At 39.2% G+C, this 17,133-nt stretch carries 13 protein-coding genes and 1 pseudogene; 2 read left to right on the forward strand and 12 right to left on the reverse strand.

Annotation, left to right across the window (positions count from 1 at the left end):
• Nucleotides 1–422 precede the first annotated feature (422 nt).
• The 12 genes and pseudogenes from ACTNEW_RS13465 to rpmH all read right to left on the reverse strand — a co-directional run bounded on the left by ACTNEW_RS13465 (nucleotide 423) and on the right by rpmH (nucleotide 13,546).
• The gene (locus ACTNEW_RS13465; RefSeq protein WP_441061959.1) at nucleotides 423–2,345 is read right to left on the reverse strand and encodes a DUF4340 domain-containing protein; all 1,923 of its coding nucleotides are present in this window, start codon (nucleotides 2,343–2,345) and stop codon (nucleotides 423–425) included.
• A complete protein-coding gene (locus ACTNEW_RS13470; protein ID WP_441061961.1) occupies nucleotides 2,345–4,036 on the reverse strand; it encodes a Gldg family protein in 1,692 nt (563 codons plus the stop codon). Before ACTNEW_RS13470 ends, ACTNEW_RS13465 begins: the two co-directional genes overlap by 1 nt.
• Before the next feature lie 13 nt (nucleotides 4,037–4,049).
• Nucleotides 4,050–4,913 carry an ABC transporter permease subunit gene (locus ACTNEW_RS13475; protein ID WP_441061963.1) on the reverse strand — a complete coding sequence of 288 codons (864 nt, stop codon included), beginning with the start codon at nucleotides 4,911–4,913 and terminating at the stop codon, nucleotides 4,050–4,052.
• Entirely contained in the window at nucleotides 4,897–5,901 is a 1,005-nt protein-coding gene (locus tag ACTNEW_RS13480) for an ABC transporter ATP-binding protein (protein WP_441061965.1), read from the reverse strand. Before ACTNEW_RS13480 ends, ACTNEW_RS13475 begins: the two co-directional genes overlap by 17 nt.
• A 274-nt stretch (nucleotides 5,902–6,175) precedes the next feature.
• The gene (rsmG, locus tag ACTNEW_RS13485) at nucleotides 6,176–6,898 is read right to left on the reverse strand and encodes a 16S rRNA (guanine(527)-N(7))-methyltransferase RsmG (protein ID WP_441061967.1); all 723 of its coding nucleotides are present in this window, start codon (nucleotides 6,896–6,898) and stop codon (nucleotides 6,176–6,178) included.
• A 39-nt stretch (nucleotides 6,899–6,937) separates the two neighbouring features.
• Nucleotides 6,938–8,880 (reverse strand): annotated as a pseudogene (mnmG, locus tag ACTNEW_RS13490) (tRNA uridine-5-carboxymethylaminomethyl(34) synthesis enzyme MnmG).
• Nucleotides 8,846–10,219 carry a tRNA uridine-5-carboxymethylaminomethyl(34) synthesis GTPase MnmE gene (gene mnmE, locus ACTNEW_RS13495; RefSeq protein WP_441061968.1) on the reverse strand — a complete coding sequence of 458 codons (1,374 nt, stop codon included), beginning with the start codon at nucleotides 10,217–10,219 and terminating at the stop codon, nucleotides 8,846–8,848. Before mnmE ends, mnmG begins: the two are co-directional and overlap by 35 nt.
• Nucleotides 10,220–10,328: 109 nt before the next feature.
• Nucleotides 10,329–11,309 carry an RNA-binding cell elongation regulator Jag/EloR gene (jag, locus tag ACTNEW_RS13500; protein ID WP_441062017.1) on the reverse strand — a complete coding sequence of 327 codons (981 nt, stop codon included), beginning with the start codon at nucleotides 11,307–11,309 and terminating at the stop codon, nucleotides 10,329–10,331.
• Between the two features lie 21 nt (nucleotides 11,310–11,330).
• The gene (locus ACTNEW_RS13505; RefSeq protein ID WP_441061970.1) at nucleotides 11,331–12,626 is read right to left on the reverse strand and encodes a YidC/Oxa1 family membrane protein insertase; all 1,296 of its coding nucleotides are present in this window, start codon (nucleotides 12,624–12,626) and stop codon (nucleotides 11,331–11,333) included.
• 149 nt (nucleotides 12,627–12,775) lie between these two features.
• Nucleotides 12,776–12,988: a membrane protein insertion efficiency factor YidD gene (gene yidD, locus ACTNEW_RS13510; RefSeq protein WP_441061972.1), complete on the reverse strand. Its 213-nt coding sequence runs from the start codon at nucleotides 12,986–12,988 to the stop codon at nucleotides 12,776–12,778.
• Nucleotides 12,966–13,328 carry a ribonuclease P protein component gene (rnpA, locus tag ACTNEW_RS13515; protein ID WP_441061974.1) on the reverse strand — a complete coding sequence of 121 codons (363 nt, stop codon included), beginning with the start codon at nucleotides 13,326–13,328 and terminating at the stop codon, nucleotides 12,966–12,968. Before rnpA ends, yidD begins: the two co-directional genes overlap by 23 nt.
• A gap of 83 nt (nucleotides 13,329–13,411) precedes the next feature.
• The gene (gene rpmH / locus ACTNEW_RS13520) at nucleotides 13,412–13,546 is read right to left on the reverse strand and encodes a 50S ribosomal protein L34 (RefSeq protein ID WP_005952426.1); all 135 of its coding nucleotides are present in this window, start codon (nucleotides 13,544–13,546) and stop codon (nucleotides 13,412–13,414) included.
• A 728-nt stretch (nucleotides 13,547–14,274) separates the two neighbouring features.
• Here rpmH and dnaA point away from each other — a divergent pair.
• The gene (dnaA, locus tag ACTNEW_RS13525; RefSeq protein ID WP_441061977.1) at nucleotides 14,275–15,627 is read left to right on the forward strand and encodes a chromosomal replication initiator protein DnaA; all 1,353 of its coding nucleotides are present in this window, start codon (nucleotides 14,275–14,277) and stop codon (nucleotides 15,625–15,627) included.
• Nucleotides 15,628–15,909: 282 nt separating this feature from the next.
• Nucleotides 15,910–17,025: a DNA polymerase III subunit beta gene (gene dnaN, locus ACTNEW_RS13530; RefSeq protein WP_441061979.1), complete on the forward strand. Its 1,116-nt coding sequence runs from the start codon at nucleotides 15,910–15,912 to the stop codon at nucleotides 17,023–17,025.
• Nucleotides 17,026–17,133: the final 108 nt, after the last annotated feature.

Below are 17,133 nucleotides of genomic sequence, written 5' to 3' on the forward strand. Positions count from 1 at the left end.
CGGTTTTTCACATCACACTTCACAGTGTTTCGCACTGAACCAAAGTTCCGGAGAAAACCATACGCATAGTAAAACTCGAAGAATTCTCACATACAGTTGCTGAACTAAAGCGCACTTTAATTCACTAAACCTTGATAACAAAAGGAAGACTGTCTTTCCAAATTACCATCCAAAAATAAAAGTGCCTGTTGAACTTTATCATTAGGTAAATCTATCACATGATATGCTATAATAATTCAACAGTTCCACAATCCTTTTTGCCAAATCATCACATAGATATCATTTCCAAGACCATTTCCCAATATCAACAGGCACTTTCAGCATCTCAGAAAAGCATAACCAAGTTTAAATAAACTTATCTGCTCCCCGCTCTTTCATTTCAATCTAAATTTCTACTGGTTCAAAGCTCTTACAACGCACAATCAGCTTTCCTGCGCTTCGTCAGTTTCTTCATCCTCCGTCTCTTCTTCTCCAGACAAATCTTCAAAGGAATTTCTCAATTCTTTAAATGTCATCTTATTTACAAGATATATTTTATCGTTATCCACAATAGCTGCATAATAATTTACATCATACTGGTAGAAATCTACATTTACACTTTCTTTATCCACTTTGTTGAAAACAACAGACATTTCTGGTTCGTTTTCCGGTTTATATTCTTCAGTAAGACGTTTCTGTGCAGTAATATTGGTCAGCTTATTATAAAATGATGAGAAATTCAGATCTTCTATTTCTTCACCATTCAATGTATAAGTCACAATTGTTTCAGTTGTCGTTTCTTCATCTAAATTATCTTCTGTCTCTGCATCAACTGTTTCATCTGACTCTTCTGTTTCGTCGTCTTCCTCTGATTCATCGTTTTCTACGATTAATGTTTCACGTGAAACATTTATTGTATTTTCCTGCCCGTCAATTTTCACGTCGAGACTGTCCAAATCATCTTTAGAAATATAATTTACCGTCATATCCCACATAGAAGAAACATCTTTATCCATCACAGTAGAAAGGATTTCTGTGGTCATTGTATAAACCTCATTATTGCCATCGATCATAACATATCTGGATTCTTCATCAGCCTCACTTCCCACAAGAATTTTAATCTGACAATCAATCATTGTAGTAGTTTCGCTTTCAGATTCTTTACTGTCTTCTGATAATTCTGTATTTTTAGAAGAATTTTCTGTATTTTTATTTTCATTTTCTTCTATATTCAGTTTATCCTGATTTTCGTCTTCTGTATCTGTTTCTTCTACATCCACCTCTTCCACATCTGCTTCTTCCTCATCTGTGTCTTCTACATCAGTTTCTTCCACATCTACCGCTTCTGCATCTGCTTCTTCCTCATCTGTGCCTTCTGCATCAGTTTCTTCTACATCTGTGCCTTCTGCATCGGTTTCTTCTGTATCCATTCCTTCTGCATCGGTTCCTTCTGCATTCACATCTTCTACATCCGTTTCTTCCGTATCGTTCTCTTCTGCATCATTCTCCTCTGCATCCGTTTCTTCCGCCTCTTCTTCCTGATAATCAACCGTTATCACTGCATATGGATCATCCAGGCCATATTCGCTCTTATCTGTACAATTGTAATCAACAAAAGCATCATATTGCAGCGAAGACACTCCGTATGTAAGGCTGCTCATCAATGATGAATCTGCTTTTTCCGGATCATATTCATCATTTCCGATTTCCCACAAACCTGTATCGTTATCCTTTACAGCCTCATAAGATTTATCCTCCTGTTCCACATCTACTTTGGAAATTGTGGAGGAATCAATGTATGGAAAAGTATCCATCGCTGCATAATCGTAAAGTGAATCCATAAATGGACTGATCACAGAATTTGCTACAACATATACTGTTTTTTCATCTCCATCTTTGCAGAGATAATACTGGCTGGTAGAATCATTTTCTATACCAACCCTAAATACCGTTTCAGATTCATCATCATTGTCATCATTCGTGATAACCGTAATTGTATTGGAAGGATCATCTAGTCCATATTCACTTAAATCCTCTACGTCTTCCAGCACACGATCCGCGCTCACGGATGAGATAGAAGAAGCCGCGCTTTCCAGCGTATCCTGATCTACAGGAAAATCTGTTTCATCTTTCTTTATCCAGGTTCCATCTTTTTTATCAAAGGTCACTTCTTTATCATCAATTGTGAATTTCAGAGCCTCTATTGCATCTGTCTCCACATCAAAGACATTTGTCTTTTTTTCTTCCAAATTTTCTTCATCCGATTCTTCCTGTTTTGAAACAGAAACCTTTAATCCCAGATATCCCCCCAGCAGCATTCCCAATGCTGCCAGAGAAAGAATCAATCTTACACTTTTATTTTTCATTATGCCTTTCTCCTCTTCAACCATACCACAAATCCGGCAACCAGGAAAAATCCAGGAATCAGACCAATCGTACAAATCTGCCAGAAGCTTACATCATAAGCAGTCAATGTCAGGTAAGAAATCTCAAGGCTCTTGGACGGAATCGAAGTTGTACTGGTCTCATCAGAACTGCACATCCAGTTCAGGGATGCCATAATTAATTGTTCATTTCCTCCTGATACCATCTGATTCACATTGCTGTCCAATAAATAGGATGTTGTATAATATACAATTTGTGTTGTTTTGTCATCATCAACGGTCTCTGTAATACTTACTCCCAGATCAAAAGGTCCTTCTTCATCTTCCGAAGCTTTTTCCAGAGTATCACTATTCAGATTTGCTTTTGCATATGCGCTGTCTGATGTAGTCAAAAGACTTTCAATCGTTACGGTATCTCTCACATCCTCAGATTTTTTTATTCCTTGTGCATAAGGAGTAAGAATATAATATCCGGATGATGCTGCATCAGAAACTGCATCCGTATTATTGATGGTCGGTACCAGATAATATGGTGTCTGCATCGCATAATGGGAAGGATCTCCTTCAAAAACAAGTCCCTCTACACGGCTTATTCCATAGTTTTCAAGAATCTCATTAAAGTTATCCATTGATTCCTCTGTATAATCAGAGAAAATCATCGCTTTTCCGCCATTTTCCAGATAATCTAAAATTGCTTCTTTTTCATCCTCAGAAATATCTGTACCCGGCGCATTGATCAGCAGGCAATCGGCATCTTCCGGCACACTGTTCTCTGTAAGAAGATTTAATGATTTGATTTCAATGTTGGCTTTTTCAATATCTTCTTTAATAGTGGAATTCAGTTCCAGTTCCCCGTGTCCTTCCAGTGTATATAAAACCGGAAGATTATCTGAAGTAACATATGCAATTGCACTGGTAATCTGACCCTCACCGTCAAATCCGGTAGTCGTATAACTATATGTGTTATAATCAATACTCTGTTCATACATGCTGCTGTATTCAACAACTTTACTTCTTTCTCCGCAGACTACGATCAGACTGTTGGATGAAACATTTTCACTGGTATATTCTGAAACAAACTGAGGATTCACCACGGGATCTTTCTGAACTACTTCAATATGGTTTGATTCCTCTTCATATTTCTGAAGAAGATTGGTAATTGTCTCATCTTCAGAGCCGCTTTGTGTGACCTGATAAATGGACACATCTTTATTTAAGTCCTTTAAAAAGGACTTGGTTTGTTCTCCTATACTATATACTTTACTTTCACTGATATCAATCTGCGTATATTTTGAAGGGATTTCTCCCACAATCAGATTGATTACAACTACAATCACAATAAAAATCGCACTGATTATCATGCTGTAGCTTCCATTTTTTAAATGCTTTCTGTTGATATTTTTCGCATAATCTTTTATAGAAAACTTTATCCCTTTTCGATTATTTTTTATCTTCTTTTTTCCAATTTTCTGTCCATTTTTGGTCTTCTGCTCATCTTCTATCTTTTTCTCTCTTTCTATTTTCTGGTCATTTTCTATATTTTCCTCATATCCTGTTTTCCTCTCATTTTCTACATCTTCTATTTTCTGCTCATTTTCTATCTTCTTCACATCTTCTGTTTTCTTTTCTTCTTCCATTTTTCGTTTGTTTTCTTTGTTTTCCCCAAAATTCATGCTTCCCACCTCCTTAATTCCATCTTCTCTTTGAAATAGACTGTACTGTAAGGAACATACAGACCACAATGACAGAAAGGAAATAAACAACTCCTGTAAGATCAAAAATACTGTTTGTAAAATTTTCAAAGTGACCACTCAGATTAAACACCTGCAGTACCTTTTGAATTCCCCCTTCAAAAAAGCTGGATTTCATAAGGTAAATAATAATCAGGATAATCTCCCCGACAATACCCACAATGGCAGAAATCATAAAATTTTTGATCATTGTATAAAGAATGAGTGCCACTGCAAAAATCAAAAGCGCAAATGTTATACAGGTGGACATTGATGATTCGGAAAAGAAAGAAGAAATTCCGTTCATCATAAAAAACGCAAACAAAATAACAAAAGTCAGCACAGCTGCAATTACCTGGCTTTCTGTAATAGACGAAATAAATACTCCGATAGCCAGATTCGCACAGCCAAGAAGGAAAAATCCCAGAATCGCTGTATATGCAGCTCCAAAAGATATCTCACCAAACCCTGACATGATCAGTGGATACGTACACATGATCAGAACAGGTACTGCAAAAACTGTCACAAGAGCCAGATATTTTCCAATAACAATATCTGCAACTGTCACTGGTGCTGTAAGGAGAAGCTGATCTGTTTTTTGCTTCCGTTCTTCTGCCAGCACGCGCATGGATAAAACCGGCACTCCAATCAGAAATACAAACGTTAATGAACTTAAGGTATACTCAAATTTGGGATACGCCGCTGCAAGCTGATATGCTGAAAAATAAATACCTGTCAGAATAAGTACAAAAAAGATAAACAGATATCCGATCATGGATGTCAAATAACTTTTCAGTTCTCTTTTATAAATCGCTGTCATTTTTCTCCTCCCCCTCTTCTCCATCTTGAGATTTCACAGAATCCTCTTTCTGGTTTTCACTGTCCGTCAGTTCCAGGAAGATTTCTTCAAGTGATACTTTTTTCGACTGCATCTCCAGAATAGGGCATCCTGTTTCTGCCATCTTATAGAATACTTTTTCACGAATATCTGTATTTTCTTCGGAAGATACTTTTACATTCCATACATTCTGTTCTTCTGCCCGGGAAATGGAAACTTCTCGGATTCCCTCCACTGCTTCAAGGCTTTGGCAGATCTGCGTCCTGGAACCCTTAATCAGCATATTCAGGTTGTTGGAACCTGCTGCCAGTTTTCCAAGGTTATCCGGTGTATCACTTGCAACCAGTTTTCCATGAGAAATAATCAGAACGTAGTCACAAATTGCACTGACTTCCGACAAAATATGAGAACTTAAAATAACCGTATGCTTCTTCTTCAGATTTTTGATCAGAGATCGGATTTCAATGATCTGCTTGGGGTCCAGACCTACTGTCGGTTCATCCAGAATGATCACTTCCGGATATCCGAGAATTGCCTGCGCAAGCCCGACTCTCTGACGATAACCTTTGGAAAGATTCTTGATCAGACGATTCTTCATGTCTGTTATTTTTACCATATCCATGACTTCTTCTATCATGGAACTTTTTTTATCTTTGGGAATTTTTTTGAGATCAGCCACAAATTTCAGATACTCCAGAACGGTCATATCAAAATAAAGAGGCGGCTGTTCAGGAAGATAACCAATACATTTTTTCGCTGCTTCCGGTTCATCCAGAATATCATGTCCGTCAATGAGCACCTGGCCCTCTGTAGATGCAATATAGCCGGTGATCATGTTCATTGTCGTAGATTTTCCGGCTCCATTTGGTCCAAGAAAACCATAAATTTTTCCCTTTTCAATTTGAAAAGAAAGGTGATCAACCGCTGTATGATCTCCATAACGTTTGACCAGATTTTTTACTTCTATCAATTTTCACTCCTCCTTAAGGTTTCTTTGCGGATTCATCAGGCAGGTAAACTCCCTTTACATGCCTGATACAATTTATGCAAAAGATCAACATCATACTTGCTTACAGTTGCCTTTTCCGCTGTAAAAATTTTATGAAAAATATGTGATAAAACTGGGATTATTATGTGAGAATTATGTGAAATACCTATGAAGTGTATAAAAGAAATACCAACTCACTTTTTTGTATCATAGGAAAATGCAAAGCATTTTTTTATGATACAAAAGAGCCCTTATCCTAGGATAAGGGCTCTTTCAATGGGGTTCCTGCCTTTCTTGGATACCTGGCAGGTGTATTCTTTACTTTTTCAATCACAACAAGAGATCGCTCGATTTCAGAATCCGGGAGCTGGAAATAATGAATATCCTTCACCTTTCCTCCAAGGATTTTGATTGCTTTTTCTGCCTGCTGCACTTCCTCCTGGACTTTTCCGGATTTATAGGAAACAAACATTCCTCCGCACTTTACATACGGCAGACAATATTCACTTAATGTCGCCAGATTGGATACTGCTCTGGATACACACAGATCATATTGCTCACGATACTCTTTATTTTTTGCAAATTCCTCTGCTCTTCCATGGATCGCCCGGATATGATCCATCTTCAAAAGCTGAAAGGTCTCCTCCAGAAAACCTACTCGTTTTTTCAGTGAATCCAGAAGACACGCATCCACATGCGGGAATGCGATTTTCAGTGGTACTCCCGGAAAACCGGCACCTGTCCCTATATCAATCATGTTCGATATTTTTTCTACAGGAACTACTTTTACGCATGCCAGACTGTCCAGAAAATGCTTTACAATGACTTCCTGAAACTCTGTAATACCAGTCAGATTCATGACCTTGTTCTTCTCAATAAGGTATTCATAAAAGTCCGTAAACTGCTTTTCCTGCGTCTCATCCAGCGTGATTCCAAGTGATTCGCAGCCTTTTCTGAATACCGTTAAATCATATGCCATTCCACTTTCTCTCCCTGTCTGTATTATTTCTTCCATTACTTACTTTTCATTGTTCTTTTTATATTGCTCCAGATACACCAGAAGCACCGAAATATCCGCCGGAGATACACCGGAAATCCTGGATGCCTGTCCGATGGAAACCGGTCGGTATAATTCCAGTTTCTGACGTGCTTCAATGCGAAGACTTCCTACTTTTTCATAATCAAGATCTTCCGGAATTTTCTTCATTTCCATCTTTTTGAACTGTTCTACCTGCTTTAACTGGCGGCGGATATATCCGTCATATTTGATATTAATGTTTACCTGCTCCTGTACATCCCAGGGAAGTTCCGGTCTTTCCGGATCAATCGAAGCAATCCGTTCATAAGATAATTCCGGTCTTCTGATCAGTTCTGCAAGTGTAGTTCCCGATTTCAGAACAGTGCTTTCATGGGCTTCCAGAAACCCCTGAATTTCTTTGGATGCACCAATATTCGTATGCTCCACACGGTGAATTTCTCTTTTGATTGCCTCCTCTTTTTCCAGTACTTTCTGATATGTTTCTTCATCGATCAGGCCCACTTCATATCCTTTTCTGCGCAGTCTGAGATCCGCATTATCCTGTCTCAGAAGCAGTCTGTATTCCGCACGGCTGGTCATCATTCGATATGGTTCATGGTTTTCTTTGGTTACCAGATCATCGATCAGAACGCCGATATAAGCCTCAGAACGGTCAAGAACCAGCATCTCTTTCCCTTGGATTTCCATCGCCGCATTGATTCCGGCGATCAATCCCTGTGCTGCTGCCTCTTCATATCCGGAACTTCCGTTAAACTGTCCGGCACTGAAAAGTCCTTTGATCTTTTTAAACTCCAGTGTTGGATAAAGCTGTCTCGGATTGATACAGTCATACTCGATCGCATAGGCATTTTTTACAATTTTTGCATGCTCCAGACCAGGAACAGAATGATACATCGCCTCCTGAACATCCTCCGGAAGAGAGCTGGACATACCACCGATATACATTTCATTTGTGTATAATCCTTCAGGTTCAATAAAAACCTGATGACGGTTTTTGTCGGCAAAACGTACTACTTTATCCTCAATAGAAGGGCAGTATCTCGGTCCTGTTCCCTCGATTGCCCCGGAAAAAAGCGGAGAACGATCCAGATTCGCCCGGATGATTTCATGGGTCTTTTCGTTCGTATAAGTAAGCCAGCAGGATTTCTGTTCAATCTGCACATCTTCAGGATCTGTAGAAAAAGAAAACGGCACGACTCTCTCATCACCAAACTGTTCTTCCATCTTAGAATAATCAATAGTATTTCCCGCAATTCTGGCCGGTGTTCCTGTTTTGAAACGAAACATTTCGATACCAAGCTCCTTCAGTGAATCGGTCAGATAATTAGCCGCCTGAAGCCCGTTAGGGCCTGTATAATTGCTCACATCCCCATAAATGCAGCGTGCCTTCAGGTAAGTACCTGTACATAATACAACGGCTTTACAGCGGTATACAGCGCCCGAATACGTTTTTACACCCGTAATGCGTCCATCCTCTACGAGAAGCTTCGTAACCTCTCCCTGTTTAATGGTCAGATTTTCGGTATTTTCCAGCGTTTTTCTCATTTCTGTGCTGTAAGCCTGCTTATCTGCCTGGGCACGGAGGGAATGAACCGCAGGTCCCTTGGACTGGTTCAGCATCTTTGACTGAATAAATGTCTTGTCAATATTTTTCCCCATTTCTCCGCCAAGTGCATCCAGTTCTCTTACCAGATGGCCCTTGGAACTGCCTCCTACATTGGGATTGCAGGGCATCAGTGCAATACTGTCCACACTGACGGTAAACATAATGGTCTGAAGTCCAAGCCTTGCTCCTGCAAGTGCTGCCTCGCATCCCGCATGGCCTGCACCTACTACCACAATATCATAATCTTCTGTCAAATAATTCATAATATCCTCCATAGTGCATTATTTTCCCATACAGAACTTACTGAATATTTCATTCACAAGATCCTCTCCCACAGCCTCTCCGATAATCCGGCCAAGGCTCTCATACGCATTCATCAGATCAATGGAAAAGAAATCCTCCGGCATGCCTGCCTCAATACTTTTTTTCACCAGTTCAAGACTGTTTTTTGCCTCTTCCAGTGCTTCTTTATGACGGGCATTTGTAATGTAAACTTCATTATTAAACGATAAATTTCCGCTGAAAAACAGGTTTTTGATTTCCTCTTCCAGCTCCTGAATTCCTGTTTCTTCTACTGCTGACATCGGTATCACTTTATGTCCTGTTTTTTCCTTCAGATTTTCCATATCCACTGCTGAGGAAAGGTCTGTTTTATTATATAATACAATGGCTTTCCTGTCAGAAAGCATGGAAATAATCTCTTCATCATTCTCATCAAGGGGAGTGGATGAATCCACAACATAAAGAATCAGATCCGCATCTTTTGCCATTTCTCTGGCTTTTTCCACTCCTATTTTTTCCACAATATCTTTCGTTTCACGAATTCCCGCAGTATCAATCATCCTCAGAGTTACACCGTGAAGATTGATATATTCCTCCAGGATATCTCTGGTAGTTCCTGCAATATCCGTAACGATCGCACGATTTTCTCCCAGGAGAAGATTCAGAAGAGAGGATTTTCCTGCATTGGGTTTTCCAAGGATTACGGTCTTGATTCCCTCCCGGATAATCTTTCCGTCGTCTGCAGTTTTCAACAGACGAAGAATCTCCTGCTGCTCTTTTTCCACAACTTCCAGAAGTTCCTGTGGATATCCGGTAAGATCATAATGCTCCGGATCATCCAGTGCAGATTCAATATATGCAATATGATAGATCAGATGGCTTCGGATTTCTTTTACAGACTTTCTGACAGAACCGCGAAGCTGTTCCATGGAGCTCTTTAATGCATATTCATTCTGAGAGTTGATAACATCGATCACGGCCTCTGCCTGAGACAGATCCAGTCTTCCATTCAGAAAAGCACGCTTGGTAAACTCTCCCGGTTCTGCAATTCTGGCACCGTTTTTCAGAACGGTTTCCAGTACTTTTTTCATGGCATAAACGCCTCCATGGCAGTCGATCTCAACCGTATCTTCCCCTGTAAATGTACGCGGTGCTCTCATGATCATGACAAGTACTTCATCAACCAGCTCCTCTTCATCATAAATATATCCATAATGAATCGTATGTGTAGGCACCTCTTTTATTTTCTTTTTGCCTCCCTTGGAACGATAAATTCTGGAAATTACATCCATGGAATCCGGTCCGCTGATTCTCACGATTCCAATTCCGGAAGCACTCATAGCTGTTGAAATAGCCGCAATTGTCGTTTCCATAACTCCTCCTGTCCGAAAAAAAATGTTATTCCGGTAAAAGCACACGATCACACGTGTTATTCATGCTTTCACCTAGAATAACATTTTTAGGGTATGATTTAAAGTCAAATCACCATCTTTTTAATTTTACTACTACATGACGGTACGGTTCTTCACCTTCACTGACTGTCTCCACATATTTATTCCCCTGAAGTGCAGAGTGAATAATTCTTCTTTCATATGGATTCATCGGTTCCAGAACGACCGGTTTTCTTGTTTTCTTTACCTTGTAGGCAATTCCTCTTGCAAGATTTTCCAGTGTTTCTTTTCTGCGTCTTCTGTAGTCTTCCGTATCCAGTTTCACACGGATATAATTGTTTTTGCCTTTGTTTACTACAAGGCTTGTCAGATACTGCAGGGAATCCAGAGTCTGTCCTCTTTTTCCGATAAGGATTCCCATATCCTCACCTTCAAAATCCACTTCCAGACATCCGTCTGCTGTATTATATTTGGATGTAATTTCCACTTCACCAAGCTCCATGGAAGCAAATACATCACGGAGAAAAACTGTTGCTCTCTCTTCAATTTCTTTGATTTCTGCCGGATCTGTGATGATTTCAACCGGTTTGGTAACCTTTGCAGGTTTCTCTTTTACAGGTTTTTCCTTCGGAGCTCTTTCTTTTGGCTCTCTGGCTTCTTTCACAGGTTTTTCTTTGGCCGGACGTTCTTTCGGCTGTTTTTCTTTTACTGGTTTCGGAGCTTTTTCTTTTGGTTCTCTTGGCTCTTTTACTTCTCTTGCTTCTTTGATTTCTTTCTGCTCTTTTGCACGTTCAGGCTTCGGCGCAGGTTTTGGAGTTTCTTTTTTCTTTTCCGGTTTGATGGAATCCATCTTTACAGACTCAACCATCTTTTCGATTTCTACTTCTTCAGAAACTTCTTCTTTTTTGCGAACCTTGATGACTGCCGGTTTGCTTCCGATTCCAAAAAATCCGGAACTTCCTTCGGTAACTACCTGGATTTCCAGCTGATCACTGGAAGTACCAAGCTCAATACATGCTTTTGTGATCGCTTCACTTTTTGTTTTTGCTGAAAACTGGATATAATCCTCCATCATTTACCCCTCCGTTCCTTCTTACTTCTTCTTATTTCTTTCATTGTAATCTCTTACCATATTGGCTTTTGCTGTAATACTATCCGTTTTTGCACCAGCGGCCTTCTGATAGGCTTCTTCTACCTTCTTTGCTCTCGCTTCCGCATCGGTATTACTCTGACCCTTGGTAACTTTGTTGATATTCTTTACACTCTGATGAGCCTGATTTGTAATCTTCTGTGGAGGAAGTCCTGCTTTTTCGCGTTTCTTCTCCATCTTTTTCATATTCTCATTTACAAGATCATCGATGTTCATTTTGTCCATATAACGGTTGATGACATACTGCTGAATGCTTCGTACAACCGCACTGGAAATCCAGTAAATACCAAGACCTACCGGGAATGTAAAACAGAATACTGCAGACATCAGAGGCATAACCGTATTCATGGTCTTCATGGAGTTTGCCATCTGATTGTTCTTATCATCATTTGATCCTGCCTGCGGCATCAGTTTAATATTCAGCATCTGTGTTGCCCAGGAAAGAATCGGAATAGCAAGTGCTGCCACAGCAAGAATAATTGCTCCGCCTGCCATTGCTGCCTTGATATAGTTCCATGGCTGTTCTGCAATATTCAATACACCAAATGTCTGCAGTTTTGTAATTTCTGCTGATGTTTTTTCAATCGCATCTGAAAATCCGGAAAACTGGCTCATTTCGGATAATTTATCCCACTGGGTCGGGGATAATGCATATAAAAAGTCTATGACAGAGTTGGCAGTTGCCTTTTCATTCTCAAGAACAAGTCTGACTCTGGTCATATTATTTTCTGTGATAAAATTCTGAAGCAGATCGGTATAACCGTTTACTGCAACAATTTTGTCAGCTACACCTGTAAAGATGTTTTTTACACTGCCTACATAAGCAGGAATATTCTGAATTACCTGCCACAATGCCCATAAAACAGGCATCTGAATCAAAAGCTGCACGCAGCTTCCTGTCGGAGATACTCCGTATTTCTGATAAACTGCAGAAGTTTCCTCCTGCATCTTCATCATAGCATCCTGATCATTATTTTTTCCTTTGTACTTATCCTGGATCTTCTGAAGTTCCGGCTGCATAATCGCGCTCAGCTTGGAAAATTTCTGCTGTTTAATCTGAAGAGGAGTCATAAGCAGATAAATAATGATACTGAAAATAATGATACAAAGCCCCAGATTCTGAATTCCAACACAATCAAGAGCCTTGTAAATACCGTTCATAATCCAGCCCATCAGGGTTGCAATCTGTCCAATGACCGGTGTTCCGCTTTTTGTAGCTAAAATCATTTCCAAGTTCATTTCCTCCTAGAATCATGAACTGACAGGTCTCTTTCCAACCGGTCCAGATATTGTTACTGTTCACTCTTTTCAAAATAACGAAATACTCCCCGGTGAACGGCAACCAAATATTCAAATTTGTCTGTCTGTCAGGAAAGCCTGTCCAGATTTTATGGTACGGGATCGTATCCTCCATGAGAAAAAGGATTGCAGCGCAGGATTCTCCAGACTGCCAGCAATCCTCCCTTAATCGCACCATATTTTTCGATAGCTTCTAAACCATATTGAGAACATGTGGGAATATACGGACATTTTGTTCTCTTCATCGGCGAAATATAAATTTGATAGAGCCTTATTATCTTAATCAGAAATTTCTTCAGCATTGTTCTCACCTGTAATATGATGCCTGTTCGCAAGATGCATAAGGGAGCTCTCTATCTCACGATAGGATCTGTCCTTTGCTGACGGACGGGCGACCACGACAATATCAATACCCTTCTTAAATACCATTTCATTTAAACGATAACTTTCTCTGATCAACCTGGTGACTCTGTGGCGAACCACACTATTCCCTACTTTTTTGCTTACTGATATTCCCAGACGATTCTTCCTGCACTGGTTATCCAGTACATACATCACCAGATGCCGATTTGCCTGCGATGTTCCATGTCTATAAACGTGTTGAAAATCTTTGTTTTTTTTCAAGGACTCCGAATATATCATTTCATCGAATCCTCCTTCTTACTGCCTGTTTCCGGCAAAAATTACATAGAAGAAAAGACCACATAAATGCGGTCTTATATATCTTATGCTGATAATTTCTTTCTTCCTTTTAATCTTCTGGCAGCTAATACCTTGCGGCCTCCCTTAGTGCTCATGCGGGCTCTGAATCCGTGTACTTTCGCTCTGGATCTCTTTTTCGGCTGAAATGTCATTTTCATAGGTGAAACACCTCCTTCTATCTGTTAATCCATCTTATCATATAGAATGTAATTATTTCTGAATAATTACCATAGAACATCATTTTCAATTATATTCATAAAAGGTCTGTTCGTCAAGCATAAATTGCGAAAATCTCTGGTATTTATCAGCATTTGCGGCCTGACCTCCCGTCGTATTTTGCCGTCTTTTTTCTCTATGTGGATAATATCTTGATAACCTGGTGGATAAAAGCGGTTTACGTAAGATTATCCACAATTTGTGGATAACTTGTGGATAACTCTCATTTTTTCCTGGAATTCATCCACTTTATATGGTTGTTTTTTACACATACCTTAAAAAAAATCCTTTATTTGAGCCATTTTGACAGGTGGATATATTTTTCCACATATTTTGTGGATAACTGACGACATTTTATTCATTATGACAACAAAATAACCTCTATCCACTTATCCACAATTATCCACATTCGACTTTCACACATATTTCATACCTGCTGCCTGGAACTTTTACAGGAAACGAAACAGGCAGTCAGGCTCCGTCCTATGACTGCTTGTACGGGACTTTTATCATAAATTTCTTATGGTTAGGCATTGCGAAAAAAGAGGATTTATTATAATATATTAAAAGGATATTTATGTCTATTTTTACTTAAACTGTGAGAAAAGATATCTGTGGAAATACGGCAGATACAGGAAAGAAGCTTAAAAAACCAGGAGAAATGATGAAGATGAATAAAGTAATGGAAAAATGGGACGAAATTCTGCAGATCGTCAAAACCGAATATGATGTGGCTGATGTAGCCTTTAACACCTGGTTAAAGCCGCTGAAGGTTTATCAGGTGGAAGGAAATACAGTTACCATCCTGGTTCCTTCTGAGCAGATGGTGTTAATAAATATTATTACAAAAAAATATAAACTGCCTCTTCAGGTAACCATTTGTGAAGTTTGCGGAATGTCTGACTGCGAGATCAGATTCATTCTTCCGGAAGAAGTTCCTCAAAAAGAAACTTCTTATAATAATCAGACCCAGGATTCCCGTTATGAAGAAGCTCATCTGAACCCAAAATACACGTTTGATACCTTTATTGTGGGAAGCAATAACAAATTTGCACAGGCAGCAGCTCTTGCAGTTGCGGAATCTCCGGGAGACACCTACAATCCTCTCTTTATTTACGGAGGCGCCGGACTCGGCAAAACCCACCTGATGCATTCCATTGCACACTATATTATAGAACACAATCAGGACAGCAAGGTTCTCTACGTTACCAGCGAGGAATTTACGAACGAGCTGATTGAAACCATCCGAAACGGAAATAATACAGCAATGACCAAATTCCGTGAAAAATACAGAAATATTGATGTTCTTCTGGTCGATGATATCCAGTTTATTATAGGAAAAGAATCCACCCAGGAAGAATTTTTTCATACCTTTAACAGCCTTCACAGTGCCAAGAAACAGATTATTATATCTTCGGATAAGCCTCCGAAGGATATGGAAATCCTGGAAGAACGCTTCCGCTCCCGTTTCGAATGGGGGCTGATTGCTGATATCACCCTTCCGGATTATGAAACACGAATGGCCATCCTTCATAAAAAAGAAGAAATGGACGGCTATAATATCGATGAAAGCGTAATCAAATACATTGCAGACAACATCAAATCCAATATCCGTGAACTGGAAGGTGCTTTCAACAAGGTCATGGCTTTTGCCAAGCTGGAACAGAGAGAAGTTACACTGGAACTGGCGGAACAGGCACTCAAAGATATCATCTCTCCTGACAAAAAGAAAGTAATCACTCCGGAATATATCATTTCCGTTGTTGCAGAACACTTTAATGTATCTGCAGCAGACTTGTCCGGTAATAAGAGAAACAGTAAAATCGTCGTTCCCAGACAGATTGCCATGTATCTTTGCAGAGACCTGATCGACACCTCTCTCAAAACCATCGGAAAAAGTCTCGGTAACCGCGACCATACAACTGTCATGCACGGTATTGAAAAAATCGAAAAAGAAATCGAAAGCAATGATAATGTGAGAAATACTGTGGATATTTTAAAGAAGAAAATTAATCCACAATAGAATTCGTATTTTTCCACATTTGTGGTGTATAAATCACATCTTTTATGTGAATTGATGTGGATAATTTTTTCGCCGTTTTTGGCCGATGTGGATAGTCCACAAATTATTCACACCTGAAACCTTCACTTTTACACGAAGTTATCCCAAGGAAAATTGCCCGTATTTACTGGGGTTAAGTGAGTTTTTCACAAATTCACATCCCCTACGGCTATGACTGCGGATATCTTCTTAAATATATTATATGAAAAAAGCACTTTAACCAGGAAGGGAGTTATACACATTATGAAAATTATTTGTTCCAAAAACAGTTTGTTAAAAAGTGTTAATATTTCACTTAAAGCTGTTCCATCTAAGACGACCATGCCGATTCTGGAGTGTATTTTAATAGATGCAACAACCAATCAGATCAAATTCACTACAAATGATATGGAACTTGGAATCGAAACAGTTGTGGATGGTCATATTGAAGAAAGAGGAATGATCGCTCTTGATGCAAAAATATTTTATGAAATCATCAGAAGACTTCCTGATAATGATATCACCATCAAAACAGACGAAAAATATACAGCAACCATTACCTGTGAAAAGGCAAAATTCAATATTCCGGGAAAATCAGGAGAAGATTTTGCATATCTTCCAATCATAGAAAGAGAAGAAGCTCTCACTCTTTCTCAGTACACACTGAAAGAGATGATACGTCAGACGATTTTCTCCATTGCGGTAAACGAAAATAATCGTCTGATGACTGGAGAATTATTTGAAATTAAAGATAATTGTCTGAAGATTGTTTCTCTGGACGGTCATCGTATTTCTATCAGAAAAATGCCTCTGAAAAAAGATTATTCAGACCGTAAGATTGTCGTTCCAGGGAAGACACTGAGTGAAATCAGTAAGATTCTTTCCGGAGAAGTAGATGATCAGGTAAGTATTTTCTTTACCAAAAATCATATTTTATTTGAATTTGACCAGACAATGGTCGTATCCAGACTGATCGAAGGAGAATACTTCCGTATAGATCAGATGCTTTCCAGCGATTACGAAACAAAACTCACGATTAACAAAAAAGAATTTCTGGATTGTATCGATCGTGCAACTCTTCTTGTCAGAGAAGGAGATAAGAAACCGATCATTATCAATATTACAGATAACCGGATGGAACTGAAAATAGACTCTGCCATGGGCTCCATGAACGAAGAGATTGATATTGTAAAAGAAGGTAAGGATATTCTGATTGGATTTAATCCGAAATTCCTGATCGATGCACTGAAAGTCATCGACGATGAAACAATTACGATTTATCTGGTAAATCCGAAAGCACCGTGCTTTATCAGAGATGAAGAAGAAAATTATACGTATCTGATTCTTCCGGTCAATATCAACCAGAATCAGTCAAGATAAGGATTCAGACTGCATAAGGAAAAGAATTCAGAATAAATATCTGAAAACAGTGAATAGACATCCGGATAAAGAATTGTTGATCAGATTATGTAAACAGAAGGGATACCA

This window comes from Blautia sp. HCP3S3_G3 (genome assembly GCF_052063365.1).
In the GTDB taxonomy this organism is placed as follows: Bacteria; Bacillota; Clostridia; order Lachnospirales; family Lachnospiraceae; genus Blautia_A.

Coding starts and splice junctions, on each gene's coding strand:
- ACTNEW_RS13465 (WP_441061959.1), bottom strand. CDS start 2,345: ATGAAAAATAAAAGTGTAAGATTGATTCTTTCTCTGGCAGCATTGGGA.
- ACTNEW_RS13470 (WP_441061961.1), bottom strand. CDS start 4,036: ATGAATTTTGGGGAAAACAAAGAAAACAAACGAAAAATGGAAGAAGAA.
- ACTNEW_RS13475 (WP_441061963.1), bottom strand. CDS start 4,913: ATGACAGCGATTTATAAAAGAGAACTGAAAAGTTATTTGACATCCATG.
- rsmG (WP_441061967.1), bottom strand. CDS start 6,898: ATGGCATATGATTTAACGGTATTCAGAAAAGGCTGCGAATCACTTGGA.
- mnmE (WP_441061968.1), bottom strand. CDS start 10,219: ATGGAAACGACAATTGCGGCTATTTCAACAGCTATGAGTGCTTCCGGA.
- jag (WP_441062017.1), bottom strand. CDS start 11,309: ATGGAGGATTATATCCAGTTTTCAGCAAAAACAAAAAGTGAAGCGATC.
- ACTNEW_RS13505 (WP_441061970.1), bottom strand. CDS start 12,626: ATGAACTTGGAAATGATTTTAGCTACAAAAAGCGGAACACCGGTCATT.
- yidD (WP_441061972.1), bottom strand. CDS start 12,988: ATGCTGAAGAAATTTCTGATTAAGATAATAAGGCTCTATCAAATTTAT.
- rnpA (WP_441061974.1), bottom strand. CDS start 13,328: ATGATATATTCGGAGTCCTTGAAAAAAAACAAAGATTTTCAACACGTT.
- rpmH (WP_005952426.1), bottom strand. CDS start 13,546: ATGAAAATGACATTTCAGCCGAAAAAGAGATCCAGAGCGAAAGTACAC.
- dnaA (WP_441061977.1), top strand. CDS start 14,275: ATGAATAAAGTAATGGAAAAATGGGACGAAATTCTGCAGATCGTCAAA.
- dnaN (WP_441061979.1), top strand. CDS start 15,910: ATGAAAATTATTTGTTCCAAAAACAGTTTGTTAAAAAGTGTTAATATT.